Source organism: Candidatus Eisenbacteria bacterium, assembly GCA_013140805.1.
In the GTDB taxonomy this organism is placed as follows: domain Bacteria; phylum Eisenbacteria; class RBG-16-71-46; order RBG-16-71-46; family RBG-16-71-46; genus JABFRW01.
The window spans coordinates 1-14,293 of record JABFRW010000120.1 but is presented as its reverse complement, the minus strand read 5'-3'; the positions used below and the strand labels follow the sequence as shown (position 1 = coordinate 14,293).

The window sequence follows — 14,293 nt, the reverse complement described above, 5'->3', positions numbered from 1 at the left end:
TCGCTTCAATCGACTGCAATCACCGCGATTGACGCAGGTACGTGATGGTCGTCACATCACTACTTTCTCAGCTTCTTGGACTCAAAATCCCGTTCGGGCAACCGAGTGGGGGTTCGACCCCCCCCTCCGGCACCAACTCCTCGAACGACTTGCGCCGCCGGGTGAGTCCAGTTTCCAACTGTCGCCTTGACGTGGACGCTGACGCACATTCGCCGTCGACGACGAGCTCCTCCACTATCGATAGAGTGCCTTGAGCGCGCCCCACGTCGTGGCCTGCACCGGTACCGGGCCGGAGTCGTACAGGCTCGCCAGGTTCAGCACCAGGTCGCCGTCCGCACTCGCGTAGCCGAACACGACGGGGGACGAATCGCCGAGACCGAGCACGATGCTCCCCTCCGCGGTGCCGTCGACCAGCCGCGTGACAGGAAGGGCGTCCGGGGTGAACGTGAAGAGGCTCAGGTGAAAGTCCTCTTCGATCACAGTGCCGGTCGGTTCGCCGGTGAGGGCGTTCACGTACGTCGTCGTGGCGTGAAGGTCCAGCGTGCTGCTCGCCACCGGAGCGGTCGCCCCGAGCGAAAGGGACGTCGCCGGAGGCAACGTGAGCAGGCCCGTGATCGGATCGTCCGCCTCGGGAGCCGGCCCGCTGAGCGTGACGATGACGTCGAACGCGGTCAGCACGCCGTTCACCTCGACATCGATCGGCGTCGACGAGACCAACGTCATCGCGGGCAGGCTCATGGTGAACGGCCCGGCTTCCGAGTCGGTGTCGTAGTCGATGCGGCCGTCGCCCGGAGAGCCGGGACCGCAGGAGTACGCGCACGGTCCCTGGAGCAGCACCGGAATTTCAACCGGCGCCGAGCCGGGGGTCAGGCCCCCTGCCACGAATGAGGTGCCCGACTTGGTGCTGCTGGACCAAGGCAGAGGATCATCGAGAGTGCGAGCGAGCGGGCGTGCATGCTGTCACCTCCGTTGGGGGAGTCAACGCCTCGAGGGGACGCGCTCGGCAGGAGTCCGCCGGTGCCGATCGAACGCGAAGTTCGAACGCCTCGCAACGTCGGTGAGATTCGACCATCTGCAACGCGACGAGGGCCGGGACAAGCAATAAGCACTCGCATTCGCGCGCGGCCGAGCCTACCTGCACGCGAGCGTCGAGTTCCAGCGGAGAATCGTCCTCATCCCCTCGGTCGGGACCGACGCCCCGCCTCGCCCGGGCTGTCGACTGAGCGACGGGAACAACCAGGTGAGACTCCACACCTAGCGGGCCTTCTTCGCCGTCTTTCGCTTCCCGGCCGCCGCCTCGACGAACACTTCGAAGCCGCCCATCGACATGCGCTTCACGTCGAACGGCATGGACTTGGCCATGTCCATCATGCCCGGTTCGGTCATGACCTTCTTGTTGACCTGGTCGCGATGCGCCTTCGACTTGTAGACGATCCACGAGAACACGACGGTCTCGCCGGGCTTGGTCTTCGCGAGCTTGGGGAAGGGCAGGCCGAACGGCGTCTTCAGGTCGTCACCGACGCATTCGAAGTATTCGAGCGCGCCGTGCTTCATCCAGGTCTTCGCGCCCCACTTCGCCATCTTGCGATAGGTGGCGAGCTTGCTCTTCGGGATCGGGATCACGAATCCATCGACGTAACGGGGCATGACGGACCTCCTCGAGGGGTGGGAAGGTTGCGGCTTCAGCGTGGTGACCAGGCGGCCGGGCCCACGGGCACGCGTCCGACGCGGCAGTTCACGCTTCTACGGCGGCACTGCGGGCGTGAATCTTCCAGCTGCACGAGAGGCAAGCGGCGAGGATAGCGGCCGCGTGCGAAGAGCGTCAAAGTCGGGAGGCCGCCTGTCCGTTGGTCCGTGGGCGGTAGAGGCGAGTGTGTTTTTGAGCGATCCGCAGCAGCGCGCTCGCGTGCGCGAAGCACCGGCCGATGTAGCCGAAGCCGTTGTCGGTCAGGACGCGACTCACCCGGATGTCGAGCTTGCGAGCGGCTTGAAGAGTGACGATCGACGGAGTCGAGCACGCGGGCACCTTTGGAAATTGTCTCCGGCAGTGCGGGTCAGTCGTCGGCCGCAGATTTCGAGTACCGCGGCGCGACTGGGAGTACGGCTACCGCGCGGCCACCTCCTCCGCCTGCGGCCCCACCTCGACGATCTCTTCCATCGGAAGTTCTCGGACGTGGAAGTCGAAGATTCGGTTGTCGCTGGGGCTCCAACGACGCAGGACGATGCGCGCGACCTTCCCCTCGGGGCGCGCATGCAGCGCCGACCGCAGCGCCTCGAGACTCGCGTAGCCAACGCCGTCGATGCTCTCGATGCGATCTCCAGGGCTGAGTCCCTGAGCCTCGGCGGCGGAACCCGGCATCACGAACTCCACCCTCAACGGCTGCCGTTCCACGAATACCGCTCCGTCGTCCCACAGGAACGAACTGATGAGTGCGCCATCCATGCCGAGGCCCCGACGCTCCAGCACGGGTTCCGCCATGGCCGGCGCGATCTGAAGCGCGATCGACTTGCCATTGCGCAGCACCGAGAGGCGCGCAGATCCGCGGCAACCTCGAAGCGCCGTGACCAGTTTCGAGTAGGTCTGAACCTCGCCGACCCCTTCGACTGACTCGATACGATCTCCCGACTGCAGCGGCCAGCGCACCGGATCTGAGGTCGCCCCGACTTCCATCGTGTGGCTGCCCTGATCATTCCGTAGCAGGGTGAATTCGAACAATGTCGGGACCGGGGACTCCCCGGCCTTCAAGAGCTTGATGATTCGAAGGACGTCCTTCAGCGGAGTCGCGAAGTTCATACGATCGGACTTGTCGGTATCGAATCCGGCCGTCGCGATCCCGATGACGCGACCACTTCGCAGCGAGATCACCGGCCCCCCGGAGTTGCCATGGTCGACGGTCGCGTCGATCTGGAGCAGGTCGGGTCCGGCCTGATCCGTGACGTTCGAGACGATGCCGCGCGTGCCGGTGAAGTGCATGCCGAGCGGATGGCCGAAGGCGCCGACCGTCTCACCGACCGCGACCTCGTCGCGGGTCTCCAGGATCGCGGGCCGGCGTCCAGTCGGAATGTGCTCGACCTGGAGCACCGCCACATCGGTGAACGAATCCACATAGATCTTCTTCGCGGGCTGGAATTCGCCATCCGCGAAGGCGACCTCGACTTCCGAGGGAGACTCTCCGACGACGTGAGCGTTGGTCAGAAGCCACCGCCGCTCCGCATCCACCAGGAATCCGGCCCCGAAGAACGAGCCCAGCTTGTCCGCCCCGAACGGGGCCTCGATCCGCGTCCGGATTCGAACCGTGTAGCCGCGCGCGTCTCTGAAGACCGATTGAGCCTGGGCATCCGTGCCTCCGATTCGCGGTGCGGCTTCGGGCGCGCCGATGCTCAGCGCCGTGAGGCCTGCCACCAGGACCAGAATTCGCGTCTGCCAGTTCGATCCTCTCGACATGTGCGACTGCCCTCCGTTCGGCTGGGTCTGCGTCCGCCGCCGTCGGCTCGGACGTTCACTTCGTTCGCCACGAATCGCGGCGAAGCGTGCCGCCTGAGCGCAAGCGGCGTTCCAGCGGCGTCGGCTGCGGCACCAATGCGCCAATCGCATGCCGTTCAGCGAGATCGATCCCGGATCGAAGCTGGGGGATTTGGCACCCCGGCTTGCAGATCGGGAGTCTCGCGATTCGATCGTGCAGAACCCGAGCTCGTAGGACTACTTCGCTCCGCGTCCGAGGCGCGAAAGCAGCACCGCCACGCGCCGTGCCTGCGAGCCCAGCGTGCGCAGATCCGCGACCTCGCCGACCGTGTGCCCGCCGTCACCCATCAGACCGATGCCGTCGAGCGCCATCTCCACGCGACCCTCGCAGAACGAGATGTCGGCAGCCCCGGCGCGCGCGGGATCCACCGCGGCAACGGGACCGTGGCCCAGGTCGCGACTCGCCTGGTCGTACATCGCCAGCAATCTGCGATTGCCTTCGCTCGGCGCCAGCGGCGGATAGCCGTCCTCGAACTCGAGTGTTGCCGAGGCATGCGGCAGATTGCGCGCAGCGACGCGCCGCATGGCGGCGCGCGCCGCTTCGCGCTGTTCGAGTGACAGCGCTCGCAGGTCGCCGGCCACCACCGTACTCTCGGCCACCACGTTGGTCTTGCCGAACGCGCCGCCGCCGCCCGCGGCCTCGTCGTAGTGGGCACGCGTACCGCCGAGCACCACCCCCGGGTTGAAGGTGAGCAGCGCCTCACCGGCGAGCGAGTCCCGCCACGCATTCAGAATGCGCGCGGCTTCGAAGATCGAGCCGTAGCCGACATCGGCGCGAAAGATCTGCGACGAGTGGTAGGGCTTGCCGGTGGTTCGCAGCACCCACCCGCCCGAGCTGCGTCGCGACACCACCGCGGTACGCGGATCGCCGGCGCCGTCCTCGAAGCCGAGCGCGACATCGGCCGCATCGGCCGCCGCGATCAGGTCGCGGCGCGCGAGTGCCAGCGGTTCACCGGAGCGTTCCTCGTCGCCGCACAGGAACACGGTGCAGTCGAGTCGCTCGAGCTCGCCTGCGGCCTCGAGCGCCTGAAGCGCGAGCCACATCACGACGATCCCGCCCTTCATGTCGATTGCGCCGGGGCCGCTCGCCGTCGAATCGGTGAGGCGCTCGAAACGTTGGAATGGGCTGTCGCGCTCGAACACGGTGTCGAGATGTCCGATCAACAGCACGTGCAGTCGTTTCGCGTTCGCGCCACCCGCGCGCCCGACGCGTGTGGCGACCAGATGCCCGGCGCGTCCCCATGCCGCGCCGTCGATCCAGCGGATCCGAAAGCCGAGCGCTTCGAAAGCGGGCGTGAATGCGCGTCCCACGCTTCGAACCCCGTCTGGATTGAGCGTTCCGCTGTTCATGTTCACGGTGCGTTCGAGCAGCGTGAGGCCGGCGGGCACCGAGGCGTCGACGCGCGCTGCGATCGCGCGCTCGCGAGCACTCACGCCCGCGGCGACCGAAGGCGCGGCGCCGAGGAAGGCGAGCGTCAGCGCAAGGAGCGCGCGCAGGCTACATGCGCCGGATGATCTGATAGCGCACCGGATCAGTGAGAAACTCGGCCTTGGTGGACTCGCTCTCGAAGAAGTACGGACCACCGAACCAGTAAGCGGCGGGCGATCGACTCGACGGCACGAATCGGCGCGTGGTGATGGGGTCCCTCACCACACCGGCCCACAGCTCGGGCGTGCGCATGAAGCGCCGTAGCGTCGCGGCACTCGCGAACCGATAGACCTCGCCGTTCACGCGATACTGCAACGAGTCCTCCAGCGAACCCAGACGTCTCGGATCGATCGGGTCCCACAACACCCGGCTCAGATGATAGAGCGCCCAGTCGGCGTCGACGATCGGTCCCAACGGGACCGGAATCGGTTCTCAAGTGAAGCGGTTCGAGGGCTGACCGGCAAGGGCGTCGAGCGTCGACGGCGCGGAGAGTCGCGCGCCCAACTCGTCGGCGGGGCCGGCGCCGATGGCGGCCAGCCCGACGAGTGTGAGGAGCAGAGGAACCCACCAGCGCGAGACCATGGTTCCCAGTAGACGCACGAGCCGCTCGAGCGGTTGGAAGCGTTCCGGGGCGCCGGTCACAACCTGCCAGCCGGCTCGTTAGCTTCCGGGGAGCGGATCCACGCTCTCGATGAGCGAGGCCGCCAGCAGCCGGTCGATCGCACCGCGCGCCTCTCGCAGCGTGAGATCACACGCCGCGAGGGTCTCCGCGATGTCGGCGAGGCAGGTTCGCCCCGAGACCAGATCCTCGAGCACGATGCCGTCCGAGGTCCGCAGCTTGAACGGTTCGGCCCACGCGGTCTTTGCGCCGTCGAGCGCTTCACGAGGATTCGAGGCATCCTGTGCCAGCTTCAAGACACGAGAATAGTCATCGAACGCCGAGCGGCCCGCCTCGGTCACCCGGAAGCGATGCCGCGGCTTCCAGGGAACCACTCGTTCGGGATGTCTCCAGTCGTAGCTCAGCATGGGCTCCTGTGCCGGAGGGCTGGTGCGTGGCGAGGCCGGCGGCGCGCCGCACGCTGAATGTCGCGGGTCACCGCATCGCCACTGTAGCCGCTCGTCGTCATGTCGCAAAGCCGATCGGTGTGCGCGGCTCGCCCGCTCGCGAGCGCATTGTCATCGCTGAGAGCCGATGCGACAGTGCCACGCATGACTGAGAACTTGCGCCGCTTCGCTCGCTGGCTGCACTTGCGGTGGCCGGCCGGCACCGTCGAACCGCTGCCCGAGGTGGGGCTCGACGGCTCGACTGCGGTGCCGGGCCTCTACGTGGCGGGTGATCTCACCGGCGTGCCGCTGCTCAAGTTCGCGCTCGATTCGGGAGCGCGAGTGGCGCGCACGATCGCGAACGACCCGCTCATGCGCGCGCGCTCGAATGACGCGTCGGTTCCCGATCTGCTGGTGATCGGCGCCGGCGTTTCCGGGTTGGCGGCAGCGGCCGAAGCGCAGGCGCTGGGGCTCTCGTATCGCGTGATCGAAGCTGCCGAGCCGCTCGCGACGCTGATCGATTTTCCGCGCGCCAAACCGATCTTCACCTACCCGCACGGCTGGCAGCCCGCAGGGGCCGTGCAGGTCGGCGCGAAAATCAAGGAGGCGCTCGTCGACGAGCTGCGCTCGCAGACCGAGGCGCTGGGAATCGTCACCACGCCAGGCCGCGTGACGCGCGTGAGCCGCGACGGCGACCGAATGACCGCGCACATGGCCGACGGCGAAACGGTACACGCACGTCGCGTGCTGGTCGCGATCGGACGGAGCGGCGAGTTTCGTCCGCTCGAGTCGGCACCGGTTTCGAGCGGCAAGGTCTTCCATCGGCTCCACGACCCGAACGACCACCGCGGCCTCGACGTGCTGGTGGTCGGCGGCGGCGACTCGGCGCTCGAGAGCGCGATCGCGCTGGCCGAGTGCGGCGCGCGCGTCACGCTCTCCTATCGAAAGCAGTCGTTCGCGCGCCCCAAGCGCGAGAACCTCGCGCGTCTCGAATCACTCGCGCGCGAAGGCCGGCTCCAACTGGCGCTCGGCTCGACCGTGAGCGAAGTGCGCGCAGACGAGGTGGTACTGAAGAACCGCGATGGCGAGTCCACCACGATCCCGAATCACGTGGTGTTCGCCATGCTCGGCCGCGCGGCGCCGCTCGAGTTCTTCCGCCGATCGGGCGTCCCGATCGCAGGCGAGATGACGCCGCGGCGCTGGGCCGCGATGGGCGCGTTCGTGCTGTTCTGCGCGTGGCTCTACAACTGGAAGTCGGGCGGATGGTTCTCGGAGCTTTGGTACCAGCGCCACTGGTTCCCCACCAATCTTCCCGAGTTGCTGGCGCGAGCCGGTGGAGCGATCACGACCGCCGCCGCAGATCCCGGCACCCTGCTCGGTACGCTGGCGATCAGCGCTTCGGGGCCCTCGTTCTGGTACACGCTTGCCTACTCGACGGTCGTCACGGTGTTCGGCATTCAGCGCATCCAGCGGCGGCGCACGCCCTACATCACGGCGCAGACGCTCACCCTGATCGCCGTTCAAGTGGTTCCGCTGTTCCTGCTGCCCGAAGTAATCCTGCCGCTCATGGATCGCCACGGCTGGCTGCCGCGAACACTCGCTGACGCATTGTTCCCGGTTGTCACCTACGGTCATGGTCGCGAGTTCTGGCGCGCCTACGGGCTGATCCTCGCGTGGCCGCTCAACGTCTACAACATCTTCACGCACGAACCGCTGTGGGCGTGGATCGCGATCGGCGGGCTGCAGACGCTGGTGCTGATCCCGCTCGGCATCTACTTCTTCGGCAAAGGCGTCTACTGCGGCTGGATCTGTTCGTGCGGCGCACTGGCCGAAACGCTCGGTGATACACATCGTCACAAGATGCCGCACGGTCCGGGTTGGAATCGCCTCAACCTCGCGGGTCAGGGCATCCTCGCAATCGCCCTCGCGTTGCTGGTGCTGCGCATCGTGGGCTGGATACTGCCCGACGGCAACGCGATCGATCGCGTCTTCGACCCGGTGCTCAAGGAACGCTACAAGTGGCTGGTCGATGTGTTTCTCGCCGGTGTCGTCGGCTACGGCGTGTACTTCTGGTACTCGGGACGCTTCTGGTGCCGGTTCTTCTGCCCGCTCGCCGCACTCATGCACATCTACGCACGCTTCAGCCGCTTCGCGATCGTCGCCGACAAGAAGAAGTGCATCTCATGCAATGTGTGCACTTCGGTGTGTCACCAGGGCATCGACGTGATGAGCTTCGCGAATCAGGGCGCGCCCATGCAGGACCCCCAGTGCGTGCGCTGTTCGGCGTGCGTGCAGAGCTGCCCGACCGGCGTGCTGACGTTCGGACAGGTGCGCAGGGACGGCAGCCTGATCTCGATCGACTCGCTGCTGGCGTCGCCGGTCCAGATGCGCGAGCGCGACTAGGGGGCGAGGCGCTTCTCGAGTCGCGGCACGTCGAGCGTCACCGCCGGAGTCCTGGGATCCATGCGCTCGAGCGCGTCGGCCACGATCTGTGAGATCGCCAGGTCTCGGTACCACTTGCGATCCGCTGGGATCACATACCACGGAGCCCACGCCGTGTTGCAGCGCGCCAGCGCATCGGAGTAGGCGGCGCGGAACTCGCTCCAGCGCTCGCGATCCTCGAGGTCGCCCTCACGGAACTTCCAGTGCTTCTCGGGATCGTGGACGCGCGCGAGCAGGCGCTCGCGCTGCTCCTCGCGCGAGATGTGCAGAAAGAACTTGAGCACCGTGGTGCCGCGCTCGGCGAGCTCGTGCTCGAACGCATTGATCGCGTCATAGCGGCGCGACCACACCGCGCGCGGCACCAGTTCCTTCACTCGCACCACCAGCACGTCCTCGTAGTGCGAACGATTGAAGATCGCGACCTCACCCGCCGCCGGCACCACCTGATGAATGCGCCACAGGAAGTCGTGCGAGCGCTCGACTTCGCTCGGCACTCCGAAGGCGTACGCATAGCATCCGAGGGGGTTGAACGCGGTCAACGCATGACGGATCGCGCCGTCCTTGCCCGAGGTGTCCATGCCCTGCAGCACCACCAGCAGCGATCGGCGGCTCTCGGCGTGGAGCCGGTTCTGCAGCAGCTCGAGGCGCGCACGATTCGCCTCGAGCAGCGCGCCCGCTCGCTTCTTGTCGTCGCAGCCCGGCGTGTCGTCGCTCTTGCGTCCCGCGAGCGGCGCACCCTTCGGTCGCACGCGCAGCGCCCGCTCGAGTTCCGCTCCGAGCCGCTTGACGCTCACTTCACTTCCATCAGCTCGACGTCGAACAGCAGCGTTGCATTGGGCGGGATTCCGGCCGGATGACCGCGGTCCCCATAGGCGAGCGCCGCCGGCACCGTGAGCAATCGGCGACCGCCGACCCGCATGCCCACCAGACCCTCGTCCCAGCCCTGGATGACCTTTCCGGCTCCGAGGATGAACGCGTACGGCTGACCGCCCCTGCGTGAGGTGTCGAACTCGCGGCCGTCCGGGTAGGTGCCGGTGTAGTGCACCGCGATCTGCTTGCCGGTGAGGGCTTCGGCGCCCTGACCGATCACCAGGTCCTGCAGCCTGATTCCGTTCGGCATCATGATCACCTCTCCGGCGGCACCCGCGGTGGAAGGTGAAGTCGGCGAGGCATCGCCGGCGGGCGTCTGAGCGGACGCACCAGTGGACGTTGAGCTGCCAGAGGATTTCGGCCGGTTGCAACCGAGCAGCGCGAGCGACAACGCGAGCACACTGAGAACGATCGAGGTCTTCATGGTGGCGGACGCTGCCACAACCGCCCGAGTTCGGGCAAGTGTCGGCGATCGGTCGTGTGATAGCCTTTTCGCCCCTCATGCGCCCCCTTCGATCCACTTCCCTGCTGCTGCTCGTCGTGCTCGCCGTTACCGCGGCCACCGCTCCCGAAGCCGCGCCGGACGTCGACGATCTGCGGCTCGAAAACTTCGCGGTTTCGGCCGACGACTCGGCGACCGCGGACTTCGAGAATCGACGCCACCGGCACACCGCCGATGCGCTGGGTCGGCTGGTCGCCGCCCTTCCACGCCTGCGCGTGGCTCGTGAGCGTCGACTCGACTTGCCGGCCGCCGCGATCGAGCTGGATGCCGACGGCCGCCCGATCCGGGTCACCTATCCGTTCGAGCGGGATTTCCCGGCCGGCCCCGGCGGTCCCCGCACCGCTTCGACGCATCGCTCGGTGGATCTTCTGGTCGGCCCGCTATTCGGCTACGAGCTCGGGCGCCTTTACGATCCTTCGCTCGTGAGCCTGACCGTCGAGCCGCGCCTGGTGCTCAATCCGTGGCCGGGTGCACGCCTGCGCGCGAGCCTTCGCATTCCGGTCACCAACGACTTCGGCTTCGACTTCGTGCACCCGGACGCAGACGAACTGCGTCCCGGACCTTCGGGACTGGAACAGTTCGGGTGGATCCGGGGAGTCGGGCTCGCGTCGATCACGGGCGGAATCTTCGACGACAATCGCTACGGGTTCTCGTTCGGAGTCGCCCGACCGATCGCGCAGGGCACGGTGCTGTTCGACGCCCAGGCCGACTACTCGGGATTCCTCGCGTTCGAGCCGGACGGAATCTCGTATTCCCGTCCCGGGCTGTGGACGGGCTTCGCGGGGGTCACTGTTCACCCCCCGGGGCTCGATGTCGCGGTGCGGATGCGCGTCGCGCAGTTCGTCTACAACGATCGCGGCGTGGAGTTCGAGATCCAGCGCCCGTTCGGGGATCTCGATGTCGCGCTGTTCACGACCTTCGCTGAGGACATTCGAATCACCGGACTGCGGCTCGGGATCCCGGTGCCACCGCTGACACGTCCGACGCGAGCGCCGGTGCGCGTGCTCCCGGTCGCGAGCTTCGACATCGACTACCGCGACGAGGCAGCGCCGCTCGGGGTGTTCATGGGCGGCGTGGCGTCGCGAGAGCGCTATCTCGAGGACCTCGCACTGTCGACCCTGCAGGCGAACGAGCCGCGCCGCGCCGCCGCGTTCGAAGGGCGCCCGGCACCACGACCGCGGCGCTCCGGTCACCCGGCCTCGTTCGTCGGGACGACCGGCTTCATCGTGACCCCCAGCGCCACCGTCATCGGGCAGCGGAACATCGAAGTCGGCTATGGAAATCTGAGCCAGGGCGCATCGTGGGACGGTCGGGACGCGTTCCCGAATGAGGTGTGGTACGCCACGATCGGGTTCCTGCCCCGGGTCGAGCTGGGGCTTCGCTGGACGGTCATTCCGGGCCTGCGGCCGTTCGAGGACCTGGCCCCGGATTCTCGCTACACCGATGCAGACCGCATGAGCAGTGCGAGGCTGCAACTTCTGAGATCGCGCGGCTGGATCCCCGACGTCTCGATCGGGATCGAAGACGCCTTCGGAACCCGGCGATTCCACTCGACCTATGCGGTCGCGGGGTGGTCGGGCGACATTCGGCCGTTGCGGTGGAGCCTCTCGACCGGCTATGCTCCCCGGGCTTTCGACGCTACTCGGCACACGCTCGACGGGGCTTTTGGAGCCGCTGAAGTCTCGATCAGTTCCCTCGCGAGCGTCGCCATCGAACACGATTCCGAGCGCTGGAATTTCGGAGTCGGCCTCACCCCGTGGGGTGTGATTCGGTTGCGTGCCGCGTGGCTCGACCTCGAACAACCGGCCCTGGGACTCGGATTGGTCTGGGGCTTCTGACGACTCGCATCGGCGCCGCACGGATTCGCGCGCACGATTCCCCGCACGGATGCTGCAGCTTTCAAGAACGGCCGCCCCTTGCTGCCGTCGCGTGGAGATCGCCGATGTCGCATCTCGCTCCAGCTTCCTTCTCGTCGCGCGTCGTCCGGCGGATCGTGCTGCTCGTCGCGCTCGGCGCGGTCGCAGCAGTGCTCGCCCCCTGCAAGCTCATCGAAGACCAGATGACGGACTCCGAATTCTGGCGTGGCCGCAACGGCGAGTGCCTCGAGGCCTGCGCGCAGTCCGTCCAGGACTCCCTCGACGTCGAGAACTGGTGGCACGTCGAGAACATGGAAAACTGCGGTGACAAGCGGCAGTGCAAGCGCGACGAGCGCGAGCGTCACCGGATCGCCCTCCTGCGCATCAAGGACTGGGGCCGGCAGTGCCGTCAGAACTGCCATCACCAGGGCGGCGGACACGGCGGCGGCAACTAGTTCGCAACGATTTGCGAGACGAATTCCCCCATGGGGGCTGCGGCCACGCCGCGGCCCCCCGTCTCGTTGACGGCCTGATGGCGAGGGGCTAGGGTCCGCGCCCGGGCCGGTTGCTCGTGGCCAACGGAGGACGGAACCCCACCATGTCCGAGAGCACGCGCGTGGTCGCCCACATGAACGATGGGCGCATCCTCAAAGGAACGACGCAGGATTTCTTTCCCAACCGCGTCACGTTTCATCTCCTGCCGCGCGATGGAGCGGCCGCGATCGAACTCCGCTGCAAGCACATGAAGGCGATGTTCTTCGTGAAGGAATTCGACGGCAATCCGACCCGCCGTGACATCCCGGGCTTCGTCGCGGCGCCGCCGGAATCCAGCCAGGGCAAGAAGATCGCAGTGCGTTTCAAGGACGGCGAGCTGCTGTGCGGCTACTCGCTGTCCTACCTGCCCGACCGCGAAGGCTTCTTCATGTTTCCGGCCGATGCGCTGAGCAACAACAAGCGCATCTACGTGGTGGCGGGTTCCGCGAGCGAGATCAAGGCCGGACCGGCCGCCGACGCGCTCGCGCAGCGAGTGCTTGAGGAGCGCGGACCCACGGGCTGAGCCCCGCCGGGCTTGCGCCACGCGGTCGCCGTGCCGTAACTTCCTCGCCCGCTGGCGCGGAGCCCCGCAGAGGCGTTCCGCTCGATCTCACGCCCACGAGGACTCCATGACTTCCTTCAAACACCGCCTGCGTCGTAAGAAAGCCAAGACCACTCAAAAGCTTCGGAAGGCCAAGGCCCGCGCCGCCAAGAAGGCTCGCCGCTAAGCCACCGGGGCAGCCTCAGCTCAGATCGACGTACTTCAAGTCGATGGGGCCGAACAATCCGCCCCCCTGACCGCCGAAGCGTTCATCGCCACGCCGCAGATGTTCCGCAGCGATGTCGAGGATCGGCACCGAGAGATCGCTCACCGCCGCGATCTTCGAAGTGGTCGGCAGCGTGAAGCGCTCGCCCGCCAGATAGTCTTCGAACTCGTCGAGCGTCCATGCGAACAACGCGTCGACCTCCCACACCAGGCGCACTTCCTTGCCACGGTGCAGATCTGGTGGATCGTCGGGACCGCACGGCTCGAGCGTGCCGACCGCGCAGCAGTCGCAGCCGAACCAGAAATCCAGCTCGCCCGTGAGCCTCAGGTTGGTGCTGATCCGCCCTTCGGTCGGCGCGTCCTTCCACACGTTCGTCAGCAGCTCGCTCACCGCGAACAGATAGCGCAGCAGCGCCATCGGATCGTCGCTCGCCGCACCGCGGATTCCGGTCGCGAGCACGCGCAGATTGCGGATCGCTTCGAGCCGTACCCACGGCGAGCGACGATTGCTCAGCGCGGACAGGTTCTTGAGGCTGCCCTCGAGGCGCTCGCGGACCAGCGCGAGCAGCTCGGCGAACGTGCCGTTGCCCTTGTCCAGGAACTCGACGGAGCGACGCATCGCCTGATTGAGGGGCAGATACGAGGCTCGCAACGTGCCCCAGTCTTCGGTGAGTCGTTGTTTGGCGATGACATCCCAATCAGCCATCGATGCGATCCCCGCAGGTTGATGAGCAGGCGGGCCACGGCGGCCGTGCGTGCGGTGGGCAGCATAACAAGCGGCTTTACGGCCTCCAAGCGAGGCTAGGGCACGTCGACGTGCATTCGGGTTCCGGCGGCACTCGAGGCGCGAGCGGCATCGAGCACGCGCTGCACCGCCACCGCATCGTCGAAGTCGGGGCTCATCGGTTCGTGGTGCGCGATCGCCCGGTGCAGTCGGTCGACCAGCACTCCGAACGGGGCGACGAGTGCGGGGTCTCCGCTGCGCGGCTCGAGTTGCAGGTGTGTCGGAATCTCGACCGCCTCCGGCTCGTGTCCCGCCACGATGCGCCACAGCGCGTAGCCCGACTCGTCCCAACGCAGCGCCGCGTCGGAGCCATGCACTTCGAAACGTTCCCATCGATAGGGCGACGACGCGCTGATGTCGAGCACCGCGTGAGCGCCCCCCTCCCACTCGAGCAGAATCGTGAATGCGTCATCCGCCGTGGCTCGGAGGCTCCGCGGGTCGTCGGCGGTCGGACCGCGCAGCGGTTGCTCGATTCGCACCGAGCCGAGCACCGAGCGCGGCTCGCCGAGCAGGGTGCGCAGCAGGTCGACGTGGTGCGAGCCG

At 67.1% G+C, this 14,293-nt stretch carries 16 protein-coding genes; 4 read left to right on the top strand and 12 right to left on the bottom strand.

Annotated features, from left to right (window positions below; all coding sequences use genetic code 11):
* Positions 1-234: 234 nt before the first annotated feature.
* The 8 genes from HOP12_09685 to HOP12_09650 all read right to left on the bottom strand — a co-directional run bounded on the left by HOP12_09685 (position 235) and on the right by HOP12_09650 (position 5,978).
* Positions 235-882: a hypothetical protein gene (locus HOP12_09685; protein ID NOT34427.1), complete on the bottom strand. Its 648-nt coding sequence runs from the start codon at positions 880-882 to the stop codon at positions 235-237.
* A 372-nt stretch (positions 883-1,254) separates the two neighbouring features.
* Complete coding sequence (locus HOP12_09680) at positions 1,255-1,647, bottom strand: DUF1428 domain-containing protein (GenBank protein ID NOT34426.1); 393 nt, start codon at positions 1,645-1,647, stop codon at positions 1,255-1,257.
* 175 nt (positions 1,648-1,822) lie between these two features.
* Positions 1,823-2,026, bottom strand: a complete 204-nt coding sequence (locus HOP12_09675) for a hypothetical protein (protein NOT34425.1) — start codon at positions 2,024-2,026, stop codon at positions 1,823-1,825.
* 78 nt (positions 2,027-2,104) lie between these two features.
* Positions 2,105-3,445 (bottom strand): trypsin-like serine protease, encoded by a 1,341-nt coding sequence (locus HOP12_09670; GenBank protein NOT34424.1) that lies wholly within the window; start codon positions 3,443-3,445, stop codon positions 2,105-2,107.
* 255 nt (positions 3,446-3,700) lie between these two features.
* Positions 3,701-5,020 carry a M20/M25/M40 family metallo-hydrolase gene (locus HOP12_09665; protein NOT34423.1) on the bottom strand — a complete coding sequence of 440 codons (1,320 nt, stop codon included), beginning with the start codon at positions 5,018-5,020 and terminating at the stop codon, positions 3,701-3,703.
* 1 nt (position 5,021) lies between these two features.
* Positions 5,022-5,366, bottom strand: coding sequence for a hypothetical protein (locus tag HOP12_09660; GenBank protein NOT34422.1), 345 nt, complete (start codon positions 5,364-5,366; stop codon positions 5,022-5,024).
* Positions 5,367-5,384: 18 nt separating this feature from the next.
* Positions 5,385-5,594: a hypothetical protein gene (locus HOP12_09655; GenBank protein NOT34421.1), complete on the bottom strand. Its 210-nt coding sequence runs from the start codon at positions 5,592-5,594 to the stop codon at positions 5,385-5,387.
* 18 nt (positions 5,595-5,612) lie between these two features.
* Positions 5,613-5,978, bottom strand: a complete 366-nt coding sequence (locus tag HOP12_09650) for a hypothetical protein (GenBank protein ID NOT34420.1) — start codon at positions 5,976-5,978, stop codon at positions 5,613-5,615.
* A 183-nt stretch (positions 5,979-6,161) separates the two neighbouring features.
* Here HOP12_09650 and HOP12_09645 point away from each other — a divergent pair, with 183 nt between their 5' ends.
* The gene (locus HOP12_09645) at positions 6,162-8,399 is read left to right on the top strand and encodes an NAD(P)-binding domain-containing protein (protein ID NOT34419.1); all 2,238 of its coding nucleotides are present in this window, start codon (positions 6,162-6,164) and stop codon (positions 8,397-8,399) included.
* Here HOP12_09645 and HOP12_09640 read toward each other — a convergent pair.
* Positions 8,396-9,193: a polyphosphate kinase 2 family protein gene (locus HOP12_09640; protein ID NOT34418.1), complete on the bottom strand. Its 798-nt coding sequence runs from the start codon at positions 9,191-9,193 to the stop codon at positions 8,396-8,398. The two genes, HOP12_09645 and HOP12_09640, sit on opposite strands and share 4 nt — an antisense overlap.
* A gap of 35 nt (positions 9,194-9,228) precedes the next feature.
* Entirely contained in the window at positions 9,229-9,732 is a 504-nt protein-coding gene (locus tag HOP12_09635) for an FKBP-type peptidyl-prolyl cis-trans isomerase (GenBank protein ID NOT34417.1), read from the bottom strand.
* Between the two features lie 77 nt (positions 9,733-9,809).
* Between HOP12_09635 and HOP12_09630 the strand changes: the two genes are divergently transcribed.
* From HOP12_09630 to HOP12_09620, 3 genes are all read left to right on the top strand, one after another.
* Positions 9,810-11,648, top strand: coding sequence for a hypothetical protein (locus HOP12_09630; protein NOT34416.1), 1,839 nt, complete (start codon positions 9,810-9,812; stop codon positions 11,646-11,648).
* 104 nt (positions 11,649-11,752) lie between these two features.
* On the top strand, positions 11,753-12,121 hold the full coding sequence (locus HOP12_09625) for a hypothetical protein (GenBank protein ID NOT34415.1): 369 nt from the start codon (positions 11,753-11,755) through the stop codon (positions 12,119-12,121).
* A gap of 143 nt (positions 12,122-12,264) precedes the next feature.
* Positions 12,265-12,723 (top strand): hypothetical protein, encoded by a 459-nt coding sequence (locus tag HOP12_09620; protein NOT34414.1) that lies wholly within the window; start codon positions 12,265-12,267, stop codon positions 12,721-12,723.
* A gap of 220 nt (positions 12,724-12,943) precedes the next feature.
* On the opposite strand, the gene HOP12_09615 is transcribed toward HOP12_09620, so the two are convergent.
* Positions 12,944-13,672 (bottom strand): hypothetical protein, encoded by a 729-nt coding sequence (locus HOP12_09615; GenBank protein ID NOT34413.1) that lies wholly within the window; start codon positions 13,670-13,672, stop codon positions 12,944-12,946.
* A 95-nt stretch (positions 13,673-13,767) separates the two neighbouring features.
* Positions 13,768-14,293: hypothetical protein (locus HOP12_09610; GenBank protein NOT34412.1), on the bottom strand; the 526-nt coding region annotated here is incomplete at its 5' end.

Coding starts and splice junctions, on each gene's coding strand:
- HOP12_09680 (NOT34426.1), bottom strand. CDS start 1,647: ATGCCCCGTTACGTCGATGGATTCGTGATCCCGATCCCGAAGAGCAAG.
- HOP12_09670 (NOT34424.1), bottom strand. CDS start 3,445: ATGTCGAGAGGATCGAACTGGCAGACGCGAATTCTGGTCCTGGTGGCA.
- HOP12_09650 (NOT34420.1), bottom strand. CDS start 5,978: ATGCTGAGCTACGACTGGAGACATCCCGAACGAGTGGTTCCCTGGAAG.
- HOP12_09645 (NOT34419.1), top strand. CDS start 6,162: ATGACTGAGAACTTGCGCCGCTTCGCTCGCTGGCTGCACTTGCGGTGG.
- HOP12_09635 (NOT34417.1), bottom strand. CDS start 9,732: ATGAAGACCTCGATCGTTCTCAGTGTGCTCGCGTTGTCGCTCGCGCTG.
- HOP12_09630 (NOT34416.1), top strand. CDS start 9,810: ATGCGCCCCCTTCGATCCACTTCCCTGCTGCTGCTCGTCGTGCTCGCC.
- HOP12_09625 (NOT34415.1), top strand. CDS start 11,753: ATGTCGCATCTCGCTCCAGCTTCCTTCTCGTCGCGCGTCGTCCGGCGG.
- HOP12_09620 (NOT34414.1), top strand. CDS start 12,265: ATGTCCGAGAGCACGCGCGTGGTCGCCCACATGAACGATGGGCGCATC.
- HOP12_09615 (NOT34413.1), bottom strand. CDS start 13,672: ATGGCTGATTGGGATGTCATCGCCAAACAACGACTCACCGAAGACTGG.